Origin of the sequence: Aureivirga sp. CE67 (assembly GCF_015767245.1) — a bacterium.
Lineage (GTDB): Bacteria > Bacteroidota > Bacteroidia > Flavobacteriales > Flavobacteriaceae > Aureivirga.
On sequence record NZ_JADOTV010000004.1, the window covers coordinates 203,305 to 217,174 of the forward strand.

At 30.3% G+C, this 13,870-nt stretch carries 7 protein-coding genes; 6 read left to right on the plus strand and 1 reads right to left on the minus strand.

From position 1 onward, the window contains the following. Positions 1 to 13 precede the first annotated feature (13 nt). Positions 14 to 1,666, plus strand: a complete 1,653-nt coding sequence (gene recN, locus I0K12_RS08000) for a DNA repair protein RecN (protein WP_196886868.1) — start codon at positions 14 to 16, stop codon at positions 1,664 to 1,666. A 145-nt stretch (positions 1,667 to 1,811) separates the two neighbouring features. After that, on the plus strand, positions 1,812 to 2,633 hold the full coding sequence (locus I0K12_RS08005) for an enoyl-ACP reductase (protein ID WP_196886870.1): 822 nt from the start codon (positions 1,812 to 1,814) through the stop codon (positions 2,631 to 2,633). A 275-nt stretch (positions 2,634 to 2,908) separates the two neighbouring features. Here I0K12_RS08005 and rpsA read toward each other — a convergent pair whose 3' ends face one another. Beyond that, complete coding sequence (gene rpsA, locus I0K12_RS08010; RefSeq protein WP_196886872.1) at positions 2,909 to 4,693, minus strand: 30S ribosomal protein S1; 1,785 nt, start codon at positions 4,691 to 4,693, stop codon at positions 2,909 to 2,911. Between the two features lie 725 nt (positions 4,694 to 5,418). On the opposite strand from rpsA, the gene I0K12_RS08015 reads away from it, so the two are divergent. The 4 genes from I0K12_RS08015 to I0K12_RS08030 form a co-directional block, all read left to right on the plus strand. Further along, positions 5,419 to 5,733, plus strand: a complete 315-nt coding sequence (locus tag I0K12_RS08015; RefSeq protein WP_196886874.1) for a hypothetical protein — start codon at positions 5,419 to 5,421, stop codon at positions 5,731 to 5,733. Positions 5,734 to 5,796: 63 nt separating this feature from the next. After that, on the plus strand, positions 5,797 to 7,686 hold the full coding sequence (locus I0K12_RS08020) for a DUF3857 domain-containing protein (RefSeq protein ID WP_196886876.1): 1,890 nt from the start codon (positions 5,797 to 5,799) through the stop codon (positions 7,684 to 7,686). An 18-nt stretch (positions 7,687 to 7,704) separates the two neighbouring features. Next, positions 7,705 to 9,654, plus strand: coding sequence for a DUF3857 domain-containing protein (locus I0K12_RS08025; RefSeq protein ID WP_196886877.1), 1,950 nt, complete (start codon positions 7,705 to 7,707; stop codon positions 9,652 to 9,654). Positions 9,655 to 9,883: 229 nt separating this feature from the next. After that, the coding region (locus tag I0K12_RS08030; protein WP_196886878.1) for an L-type lectin-domain containing protein at positions 9,884 to 13,870 on the plus strand (3,987 nt) is incomplete at its 3' end.

The following is a 13,870-nucleotide window of genomic DNA, read 5'->3' on the forward strand; positions in this document are numbered from 1 at the left end:
TAATATTTTTATTGTGTTAAATTCACTTTTTATCAAAAATTACGCATTAATTGAACAATTAAACGTAGATTTTAGAGAAGGATTTTCCATTATTACTGGTGAAACAGGAGCAGGAAAATCTATCTTACTTGGAGCTCTTGGCCTTGTTTTAGGTAAAAGAGCAGATTTGTCTATTCTGAAAGACAAAGAAAAGAAATGTGTTATTGAAGCTGAATTTGCTATTAAAAATTACGATTTAAGAGATTTCTTTGAAGATAATGATTTAGATTTTGAAGAAAATACGATCATTCGAAGAGAAATTCTTCCAAGCGGAAAATCTCGATCTTATATAAATGATACACCTGCGAAACTGAATATTTTAAATTCTCTTAGTGAAAAATTAATTGATATTCATTCGCAGTACCAAACTTTAGAACTTTCCAATACCGATTTTCAATTCAAAATAATTGATGCTTTATCTTCAAATCAAGATATTGTTTTGGAGTATAGATCGAATTTGAGAAAATACCAAAGTTTGACAAGAAAACTAGCAGAATTAGAAACTTTTGATAGAGAATCGAAACTGCAGTTTGATTATAATTTACACTTACTTCAAGAATTACAAAAAGCAGAATTAATTGAAGATGAGCAAGAAGAAATCGAACAGAAAATAGATAAACTAAATAATGTAGAATCTATTAAGTTACATATTGCTCAGACGATTGAAACAGGTTCTAATGAAGAAATTGGAATTCAAAGTTTACTTTCTGAATGTAATTCTAATTTGATGAAAATTGCTGATTTTTCTGAGGAATACAAAGATATTCAAGAAAGGTTGGAAAGTATTTCTATCGAATTTAACGATATTATTCAAGATTTAGAAGGTTTTCAAGACGATGTAGAATTTGAACCATCAGAATTGGAAAACTTGAATGATCGTTTACAGATAATTTATTCTTTACAGAAAAAACATCATGTAGATTCTATTTCTGATTTATTAAAAATTCAAGAAGATTTAGAACAAAAAGTACAAGCAGCAAGTAATTCTTCGGAGAATATTTCTTTGTTAAAAGAAGAAATTGAGGCGATGGAAAATATCTTAGATAACTTGGCTGGAAATCTACATGAGAAAAGAAAAAATACTTTACAAGAGTTAAAAGATAAGCTAGAGGCAAAACTTGCTACGCTTGGAATGGTAAATGCTCGTTTTAAAATTAATATCACACTTTCGGATAATTATACTGAAAATGGGAAAGATATTTTAAAATTACTTTTTTCTGCAAATAAAGGTGAAAATTATGGTGAGTTGAAAAAAGTAGCTTCAGGAGGAGAAATGTCTAGAATCATGCTTTCTGTAAAAGCTATTTTATCAAACTACACAAAACTTCCTACGATTATTTTTGATGAAATTGATACTGGAGTTTCTGGTGAAGTTTCTAATAAAATGGGAGAAATTATGGAGCATATGAGTGAAAATATGCAGGTTATTACAATTAGTCACTTGCCACAAATTGCTGCAAAAGGAAGACAACACTATAAAGTTTATAAAGAAGATGTGGCGGAAGAAACATATTCTAGACTAAAAGAGTTGACAAAAAAAGAAAGAATACAAGAAATAGCAGAAATGCTTGGCGGAAAAGATTTATCTGCTTCTGCGGTAGCACATGCTAAAAAATTACTTAAATAGTTAATATTCTAGTTTTTAATAGATTAAATTATTTTAATTAAGAAATAAAATTAAAATATTAAAACACTTGTTAAGTAAAACTAAATAAATTTATATTTTTGTTCTATCAGAAATAGAATGAAAGAATTTTAAAATAAAGAACACTATGTATAACCTACTTAAAGGAAAAAAAGGAATTATATTCGGAGCTTTAGATGAGAACTCTATTGCTTGGAAAGTGGCAGAGCGTGCTCACGAAGAAGGTGCAGAGTTTGTTTTAACAAATGCTCCTATTGCAATGAGAATGGGAACAATCAACCAATTGGCTGAAAAAACAAATTCTCAAATAATTCCTGCAGATGCGACTTCAGTAGAGGATTTAGAGAAGTTAGTAGAGCAATCAATGGAAATCTTAGGAGGAAAAATTGATTTCGTATTACACTCTATCGGAATGTCTGTAAACGTAAGAAAAGGAAGACATTATACAGATGAGAATTATGATTTCACTCACAAAGGATTTGATGTGTCAGCATTATCATTCCACAAAGTAATGAGTGTTTTATATAAGAAGAACGCAATGAACGAGTGGGGATCTATCGTAGCATTAAGTTACATGGCTGCGCAAAGAGTATTCCCAGATTACAACGATATGGCGGATAACAAAGCTTATTTAGAGTCAATCGCTCGTAGCTTTGGATATTTCTTCGGAAAAGAACAAAAAGTAAGAGTAAACACAATTTCTCAATCTCCAACTCCAACAACTGCTGGAAAAGGAGTGAAAGGATTTGATGGATTTATTAGTTATGCAGATAAAATGTCTCCATTAGGAAATGCTTCTGCTGCTGATTGTGCGGAGTATACAATTAGTATGTTCTCTGATTTAACGAAGAAAGTTACTTTACAAAACTTATTCCACGATGGAGGATTCTCAAATATGGGAGTAAGTCAACAAGTAATGGAAGCTTTCGTAGAGAGTGAAGAAAAATAAAACAAAGTATTGTTTTTAAAATATTAAAGAGTAATCTGAAAAGGTTACTCTTTTTTTATACAATGAATTTAAGTGTATTTGTTATTTATTTGAAATTAGTTTTAAAATAGAATTTATAATAAACCGATAATTGAAATTTAAGGATAATTATTAGAGGAAGGTGTGTCAGATTCTTAAATTTAAAAGAAGATAATATTCGTTAAAAAACAAGAATAAAAAAAAGCGTCACTTCCGAAGAAATGACGCTCTAAAATATTTAAGGATTTAGAAAATTATTATTTTCCTTCTTCCATTTTCTTTTTTAAATCAGCTAATCCAGAGATATCTCCTAAAGTAGTTTTTTCTACTGAATCAGACTTAGCTTTTGCGTTAGAAATGTTTTTCTTCTCCTCTTCTTTGAAGATAGCAGTGTGAGAAACAACAATTCTTCTGAACTCTTTGTTAAACTCGATAACTTTGAAATCAACAACGTCACCTTTGTTTAATTTAGATCCGTCTTCTTTTTCCATGTGACGTCCAGGTACGAATGCCTCAACTTCATCATCAAATAAAACGATTCCTCCTTTGTCAGTCTTTTCTTTAACTGTACCAGAGTGAACAGAGTTTAAAGTATACTTAGCTTCGTGAACATCCCAAGGATTTTCTAAAGTTTGCTTGTGACCTAAGTTTAATTTACGTCCTTCAGCATCTAATTCAAGAACTACAACTTCTAATTTATCTCCAACTTTCACAACCTCAGATGGGTGCTTGATTTTCTTAGTCCAAGATAAGTCAGAAATGTATACTAATCCGTCGATTCCTTCTTCTAATTCTACGAATACTCCGAAGTTAGTATAGTTTCTTACAGTTCCCATGTGCTTAGATCCTACTGGGAATCTCTCAGCGATGTTAGTCCATGGGTCTGGGTGTAATTGCTTGATACCTAAAGACATTTTTCTTTCTTCTCTGTCTAAAGTTAAGATTACTGCCTCAACTTCGTCTCCGATGCTTACGAAATCTTGAGCAGAACGTAAGTGCGTAGACCATGACATTTCAGAAACGTGGATTAATCCTTCAACACCTTTAGCCACTTCGATAAATGCACCGTAATCAGCGATTACAACTACTTTACCTTTTACTTTATCACCAACTTTTAATTCAGCGTCTAAAGCTTCCCATGGGTGAGCGTTTAATTGTTTTAATCCTAATTGGATTCTTGTCTTCTCATCATCGAAGTCTAAGATTACAACGTTTAATTTTTGATCTAACTCAACAACTTCAGATGGGTGGCTGATTCTAGACCAAGATAAGTCAGTAATGTGGATTAATCCATCAACACCTCCTAAATCAACGAATACTCCGTATGATGTAATATTCTTAACAACTCCTTCAAGAACTTGTCCTTTTTCAAGACCAGAGATAATCTCTTTCTTTTGAAGTTCGATATCAGCTTCGATAAGAGCTTTGTGAGAAACAACAACGTTTTTGAATTCGTGGTTAATTTTAACAACTTTGAATTCCATTGTTTTTTCAACGTACTGATCGTAATCACGGATTGGTTTAACGTCGATTTGAGATCCTGGTAAGAATGCCTCAATTCCAAATACGTCAACAATCATTCCTCCTCTAGTTCTGCATTTAACGAATCCGTTAACTACTTCACCAGTTTCGTGAGCTGCGATTACTCTATCCCATGCTTTGATTACACGAGCTTTTTTGTGAGAAAGTACTAATTGTCCAGTGCTATCTTCTCTTCTGTCAACTAATACTTCTACTTTATCACCAACTGCTAAGTTAGGATTGTAACGGAATTCGTTTAATGAAATAACTCCTTCAGATTTAGAGTTGATATCAATAATTGCTTCACGATCCGTTTTTCTAACTACAGTTCCTTCGATTACTTCGTGCTCGTTTACGAACCCTAAAGTTCCATCTAAAGCATCTTCGAAAGCTTTTAATTTATCTTCGTCTACTGCTTCAATTCCTTCTTCGTATTTGTGCCAATCGAAGTTTTCTAAAAATTCCTGTGGGTTAACTGGAGCGTTTTGCTCTTCCGCTACGTTTTTTGTTTCTTCAGACATAATGTTCTGATTTAACTTTGTATCTTCTTATTATTCAGATTTCTACTACGAAAATAACTTGAAGAGAGGTTTATAATAAAATAATAAAAATAATTCCTTTGAAATCTTTCTCGTAAAAAGGAGTGCAAATGTACAAATAATCTATAAAACAAACAATAAGATTTTTAGCTATTTGATTGAAAACTAAAATGTTTAATATATGGTTAACAATTTTTTCTATCTAAAATAATCGAATCTTTGCATGAAAAATTCATTTTAAATCATATAAAATTATTTAAATAATTGTAAATCAAATAATTAGGTTTTATATTAGCGTTTTGGACGAAATGCTATAAAATGAAAAATAATATTAACATATCTTTTATAATAGGTATTGTGAATTTAGTTTTGATGCTGTCAACTTCACTTTTTATCTATTTAAATATTATCGAAACTCGTGTAGTTTTGGTAAAATTGCTCGTAGTCCCCATCATAATTTCTTTTCTTTTATCTGTTTTAGGCTTTTTTTATTTGTTTAAAGTTGTAAATATTACTATTAATTTAAAAAAATGGATTGCTTTTATCATTCATCTTGTAATGAGTATCACTTCTCTTATTTTAGTAAGCTTAATTCTTAAAGCTTCTTTTTAAAATCTCCCACACAACGCCCTCACTTTTTTAATTTTTATTTAAGACCATTCTTTTTGAAAATAAACTAACTTCAAATGATATATAATATTTTGAGGATGGATAAGGAAAGTAAAACTTTAGCGATAATAACCTATATAACTATTTTTGGAACATTAATAGCTTTAATTATTAATTGGAGAAAGAGAAATTCGTTTGTTTCTTTTCATATTCGACAAATGGTAGGCTTGGTATTTTTTCTTTTTGTTTTGGAATTTATAAATGGAATTTTTCCGCTTGGTTTTGTCAATATATTTTTTCGCTCTCTTTTATTTGTTTTATGGGTAATAGGTTTATTTCGAGCCATTAATTTATCTACAAAACCGATACCTATTATTGGAGACTTTTTTCAACGTTGGTTTGTCAATTTGTAAAAAAAGACTTATTAGTATTGATAACATAAAAAATTAACTATTTTAGCTGAAAAAATAGTTAAAATGTCAAGAAAATTATTGTTTATTCTGCTTATTTTTTCAAATTTTTTATATTCATTTGAAGGCGGAAAAGAAAGGAAAATCAATGCTACGATACATAGTGTTGACGAGAAAATTGTTGTAGAAAAGTATAATTATTACACTTACAAAATTGATTTAGATGTTACAATTCATAATAAAGATGGATTTGAATCTTTGATTTCACTTTTTAGTGGTTATTATGATAATGACAGAAAAATCAAAAAATTAAAGGTTTCCGTATTAAATACTAATGGAGATGTAGTTCAGAAAATTTCGAAAAGTAATTTTAAAGATTATAGTGCTGTTTCTCACGGAACTTTATATTCAGATTCTAGAGTGAAAAGTTTTGAATATACACCTGCTTCATTTCCGATCAGATTAAAATTGGAAAAAGTTATTGGGTCAAGTGAAACTTTTGCAATTCCTAGTTGGAGACCAATTCGAAGATCTAAAGTTTTGGTTAAAAAAAGTCTTTATTCTTTAGAATATTCAGAAGATATTAAACTTCAAAAGCAATCGAAGAATTTTGAGGATTTCCAGATTGAAGATCTTTCAAAAGGAAATGTTTTGAAGATGAAATTAGTTGATGGTTATATTAATGCTGAAAATTATTTAGGGGTAAGTTCAAGAAGAATTTTGCCAGAATTAAATATCAATATTAATCCTTTTCATATTTCTGGTTATAAAGGAAATTATAATAACTGGAAGGAGTTTGGGAAGTTTATGTATGAAAATATTTTAAAAGATAGGCAAGAGGTAACAGATGAAACACGAGCTGAAATTTTAAAATTGACAAAAAATATTACAGACCCTATTGAAAAAGCTAAAATTGTTTATGAATATGTGCAAAATAAAACGAGATACATCAGTGTGCAGGTAGGAATTGGTGGATTTCAGCCAATAAAAGCAAAAGATGTAGACAAAGTAAAATATGGAGATTGTAAAGGATTGTCAAATTATACGATGTCTTTATTGGATATTGTAGATGTTCCGGCTTATTATGCACACGTGGAAGCAGGAGCAGAAAAAGTAGATTTTGACAAAGAATTTGCTGATTTTAAACAAGGAAATCATGTGATTTTATATTTACCAATTTCAGAAGAAGGTATTTGGTTAGAATGTACGAGTAATACAAATCCTTTCGGATATTTAGGTGATTTTACGGATGATAGAGATGTGACCGTTATGTTTCCAGAAGGTGGAAAAATCATGCATACTACTTCTTATTTGAATGAACAAAATAAATTGATTTCGAAAGCAAAAATAAGTTTAGAGGTAAATGGTGATTTGAATAGTCAATTAGAAATTATTTCTACCGGAAATACTTATGGTGATCATTATTATTTAGAAAATGCAGATGAAAATGAACTAGAAATATATTATAACAAAAGATATTTTAGAGATTTAAATAATGTTCATTATAAGGAGATAAAATTTGAAAATGATAAAGAAAGAGTTGTTTTTAAAGAAAGTTTAGATTTAAAAGTAAATAAATATCTGACAAAATTAGGCCAAGATTATGCTTTTACTTTGAATCCATTTTCTAAGTCTTTTTCTAAACTACCAAGAAATAATGATCGAAAATCACCAATTATAATTGAAAGAGGATTTGTGGAAGAATGTGAATTTATTGTTGATTTACCAGAAGGTTACCAATTGAGCGGGACGATGTTTGAACCAGAAAATTACGAATGTGAAATGGGGTCTTACGCAATGAAAATTGAGATAATTAATGAAAGACAAATAAAATATCTTAGAACTTATTCTTTAAACAAAGGAGAATATTCTAAAGATAAATATGGAGAATTAAGAAAATTTTTAAGAAAGGTTAGAAAAGCCGATAATTCACAAATAGTTTTAAAAAAAATATAAATTATGAAAAATGAGTTTATGAAAAGTATTTTTATACTTCTAATTATTTCTTCATTTACTTCTTATGCCCAAAATTTTAAGTTTGGAAAAGTGTCAAAAGAAGAATTGCTTGAAAAAGAACATCCACTTGAAAAAGGAGCAGATGCAGCTTTTTTATATAAAGAGAGAGAATTGTTCTATTATTATAACAGTATCGAAGGACTTATGATTGAGGATCGGTACAGATTTAGAATTAAAATTTATTCAAAAGATGGATATGATTGGGCTAAATTACCTATTTTACTTCATCAGAAAGATTCGGATAAAAGAGAGAAATTAATAGGTATTAAAGTTGTTACTTATAATTTAGAAGGAGATGAAATTGTAAAAACAAAAATGAAAAGTGATGGTGTTTTCGAAGAGGAAATTAGAGATGGAGTAAGAAAGAAAACATTGACTTTTCCAGAAGTGAAAGAAGGAAGTGTTATTGAGGTGAGATATAAAATTACATCACCTTATTTTGAATATATAAGAGAGTCAAGTATTCAAGAAATGATTCCTGTGAATGCTTTAAATCATGAGATTAGAATTCCTGGATTAATTAATTTTAAACTTCATCATGGAGGAATTCATCCTTTTAAAGTAGAGCAAGATCTTGAAAATGCTGATATTGGAGGATCTTTATATCAAACAGATGTTTATAAAGTAAGAGAAGAAAATATTCCATCTTTAAAAAATGAGCCTTGGTGTGGAAATTTAGAAGATTACCGTTCGAAAATTGCATTTGAAATAAGATCCTTTACTCCACAAGGAGGAAAAGTGAAAATATTTTCAAATACTTGGAAATCTGTAAGTAAAACTATTTTTGACAATGCAAGATTTGGTGGGCAGTTAGATAAAACGAATTTTTACCAAGAAGATTTGGCACAGATTACAAATAATTCTTCTTCAGATTTAGAAAAAGCGGTTAGGATTTATCAAAAAGTAAAATCGAAAGTAAGATGGAATGAGAACTTTGGAAAATATGCAGAAAATGGTGTAAGAAAAGCTTATAAAGATGGAGTAGGGAATGCTGCAGATATTAATTTGTTGTTAGTTTCAATGATGAGAAGTGCTGGTTTAGAAGTACACCCTGTACTAATAAGTACAAGAACTCACGGAAAAACAATTTATCCAACAATTAACGGATTTAATTATGTTATTGGGTATTATAGAGATAAAGATGGAAGTCAATTTTTATTAGATGCAACAGATCCATTAATTGGATTTGGAACTTTACCACAAAGAACGCTGAATTGGACAGGTCAAATGATTATTGATAGAGCTAATATCATGACAGTGAATTTACCTATTGATAATATTTCAACCTTTCAAAGAACAGCATCTATAAAATTTAATGAAGATGGAACGATGAAAGGAAATGTGTCTACTAGTATGGAAGATCGTTATGCTTACTATTACAGAAGAAAAAACGGAGCTTTGAGTAAGGATGAAATCATGGATCAATTAGAAGAAAACAATGAAAATATTGAAGTCTTAAATTGTAGAGTTTCTAATGTGAAAAAATTATTGAAACCTGTAAAAGAATTATACCAGTTTGAAAGTGATAGAGGGTTTCAGAAGATAGGGGAAGATTATTATTTAGATCCAATGTTATTTTGGGGAGAAACTAAAAGTGATTTTACAGCTGAAAAGAGATTATTACCGATTGATTATGTTACAGCTTGGAATGAATCCAATATTATTGAATATAATATTCCTGAAGGATATGTTTTAAAATCAAAGCCAGAACCAGTTAATATTATTTTACCAAATGATATAGGATTTTTTACTTTTAAAGTTGAAGAAAAAGGTTCTAAAATTGTCGTAGTTTCAGCTGTAGAAATAAACAGAGGATTGTTTTCAAGTGATTATTATCTTAGTTTAAAAGATCTTTTTGATAAAGTAATTGAGAAACATGCTGAGAAGTTAGTGTTTACAAAACAATAATTACTATTCTTAAAATTATAATATAAGGTTACTATTTATATAGTAGCCTTTTTTGTTTTAAAAAGAAAAACTGTAATCATTTTTATGAAATAGTAGATGCGTTTTTATAAAAAACAAGTTTTATTTTAGTTTTAAACCTATATAATATGTTAAAATATTGATGTTTTTACTACATTTGATGAAATTACTTATTATATGATGAAAATCATAAACTTAAAAACTTACATCTATGAATAATTTATTTAAATACTTTACCTCTATAGTATTTATCTATGTCTTACTCTGTTCATCAGTATCACATGCACAATTAACCTATAATTTGATAGGTGACGCAACTGATGAAGGAGATGATTGCTTTATTATTACTCCAGATCTAAATGGTCAATCTGGAGCTGTATGGTATGAAAATGAAATAGATTTTAATCAGGATTTTACAATTTTGTATAATTCTAATTTTGGGGTAAATGATAGTTGGGGAGCTGATGGAATGGCTCTGATTTTTAAAACAACTTCAACTCCTGAGATAGGAAATCTAGGAGGTGGAATTGGTTACCAAGGTATCGATGATTCAATTGTAGTAGAATTTGATACTTGGCATAACGGAGGTGCAGGAGATCCATCTTACGATCATATATCCATATTGAAAAATGGAAGTAACAATCATAATTTAGATGGAAATGATGCGGCTAATACAGAAGGGAATTTAGCAGGGCCTGTTCAAGCTAGTTTTTATGATGAAAATATTGAAGATGGAGAAGATCATTTGATAAAAATTGATTGGGATGCTTCAAGTCAAAAATTGAGTGTTTATTTTGATTGTAAATTGCGAACATTTTATTCAGGAGATGTCATAAATGACATTTTTGGAGGAAATAATATTGGATATTTTGGTTTTACAGGTTCTACTGGAGGAGCTTCAAATCTTCATCAAATTTGTTTTCAATATTTATCTTTTGTTGAATTAGCGGATATTGAAGATAAAGTAATCTGTGAAGGAGAAACTGTGGATGATGTAGATGTAACATTTACAGGAGCATTTTCTTATGAATGGTCACCAGCAGCAGGAGTTTCAGATATTACAATTCCAGATCCAGTTTTTTCGCCTACAGTAACAACTACTTATGAAGTAGAAATATATGATGATTGTGGAGATAAATATGAAAATACTTTTACAATTGAGGTAACATCTCCTCCTGTATTTACAGAACCTGTTGATCAAACTATTTGTCAAGGAGATTTATTTGATTTAAATACGGTATCTACTACGATTTTAGCAGATATGTCAACATTGATATCTTATTATAATGATGCTGCATTTACAGATGAAATAACAGATCTAACGAATTTTTCTCCAAATACTACACAAACGGTTTACATCAAATTAGGTGGTGGAGAATGTGGTGATTCTACTCAATTTGAAATGACAGTTATAGAGTCTCCAGCATTAACTACTCCAGATCCTATTTCATTTTGTTCTTTTACCGGAACAGAGATTTATGATTTAGACTCTTTAGTTTCAACAATTACTTCAGATACAACTGTTGATGTGAAGTTTTATTCAGATGCAACTTTTACAACTGAAATTATTGATTTAACAAATTATACTGTTTCTAGTACACATTCAGTTTATGTTTTAGCAACAAATACAACAGGTTGTACTTCTTCAACTTCTGTTGAATTTATTATGAATTTAATTCCTGTAGTAACTACACCAGCTGATATAGTTCAGTGTGCAGATAATACAACTTTTGATTTAACAACACAAGATGATGCTATTACAACTGAAACAGGTGTAGCTATAGTTTATTATGATGGAGCGGGAGTAGAAATTACAAATGCAGATTCCTATACTGGTACAAATGGTGAGATTATAACTGCAACAGTTACAAATACAACTTCTAATTGTGAAGATTCTGTAACTTTTGAGTTAATTTTAAATCCACTGCCAGTTGTGACTCCTACATATACGATTTATGATTGTGATTTAGATGAAGATGGGTTAATTACTTGGGATTTAACTTTACAAAATTCGAATCTAGATAATAGTGGAACTTATACAGTTACTTATTATTCAGATGCAGGTTTAGCGTCAGAAATTACAAATTCAGATACTTTTATTTCAGGAGATACAACAGTTTATTATCAATTGGAAGATAATGTAACAGGGTGTTTAAATTCGGGAATGTTTAATGTTGAAATTGGAGATCAGCCAACAGTAGATCAAACTTTTCAATATGAACTTTGTGATGATTTAGTTGCAGATGGAATTCGTTCTTTTGATTTGACAACTTTAGATGCACAAATTTTAGGTTCCAATACAAATACATCTATTTCTTATTATGAAGTGTTGGATTTTGCTCCAGGAGCAGACTTACCAACCAGTCCTGCAATTGCAAATCCAGCAGATTATGTTTCTGATTCAAAAACTATTTATGCTTATTTATATAATAATGATAGTTTATGTTGGGTAACTACTGAAATTGAATTGGTTGTTGGTGAAATTCCAGTTATTAGTACAGATATTGATCATCTTGAAGTATGTGATGATGACTATGACGGATTTAGTTTATTTAATTTATCAATAAAAGAAACAGAGATTTTAACACCAACAGTTGATCCTGATACTGCTACTGTGGAATATTATAATACACAAGATGATGCGGAAGCAGGTACAAACCAGATCGTAGCACCAAATATTGTAAACTACCAAAATGCGACACAAAATGTTCACCAAGTTTGGGTGAAAGTTTATTATGCATTAGGAGAATGTGCAGCATATACAAGTTTTTATGTAATTGTGCATCCAAAACCATTAATCAATGAGGTGAATAATATTGAAATGTGTGATGATGGAGATGGTTCTGTAGCTTTTGACTTAACAAATACACAGACAACAGAGGAAATTTTAAATGGTCAAAATGGAATTAGCATTACTTATTTCACAGATTTAAACGAAGCAAACCAAGCAGTAATTGATGAAGCAAACGGAAACGTAGGATCTTTTGCTTATATCGCAACGCCAGATAATTTTGAAAATACAGTAACACCAGTTCAGACAATTTATGCAGTACTGAAAAATGATGTTACAGGATGTGGAACGGTAACACCTTTTAATATTGAAGTATTACCACAACCAGAATTTCCAGACGAACTACAGACTTTAGAAGTTTGTGAGGATGATATCAATGACGGAATCACGACCGTTTATTTAACAGATGCAGATGCTTATTATAATGCATCTACACCAGGATTTATCGTAACTTATCACCATACCGAAGCAGACGCATTTGATGGATTGAATGCAATCGCATCCCCTTATATTAACAATGCAACACCAGATAATTTCACAGTTTGGGTACGTTTAGAAAATAATGTGACACACTGTTTTGATATCACGACTTTAGAGGTGATTATCCACGAATCACCAGCTTCAACGATTCCAACACCATTAGAGGTTTGTGATGATAATAATGATGGATTTGCAGAGTTCAATTTAACTTTAAAAGATACAGAAATCACCTATGCTTTAGGGCAAGTAACAGTGACGTATTTTGAAGAATTAATCGATGCGCAAGAAGAAATTTATGACAATGCAATTTCAAATTCGACAGCTTATCCAAATGTAGATATCAACAACCAAGTTGTATATGCTTTAGTTAAAAATACAATCACAGGATGTACAGACATCGTAGCTTTAGAATTAATTGTAAATCCAACACCAACAGCAATCGTTCCAGAAGCAATTGAGCTTTGTGATGATGAAGTAGTGGATGGAATGACAACTTTTGATTTAACCGTAAGAGAAGGAGAGATTGTAGCAGAAACAGGAATTTCATTTGAATATTACTACACAGAAGCAGCAGCGATTTCAGGAGATGTAACGAATACAGCACAAGGAGTTGGATATATTTTAAACCCAACAGCTTTTGTAAATGAAACGAATCCACAAACAGTTTGGGTACGTGCAGAATATGCAGCTACAGATTGTGCGAAGGTAGTTCCATTAGAATTAATCGTAAATGCAATACCAGTATTAGTACAACCAACACCATTAGAATTCTGTGATGAAGATGTGGATGGAGATGACACGAATGGAGTTGTTCAAGGATTCTTATTATACGAAAAAGATGCAGAGATTTTAAATGGAGGAACAGGAGAAGTTGTGTATCACGAAGGAGCGATTGATGGTCCAGTGATTAACAAATTAGTTCCTTAT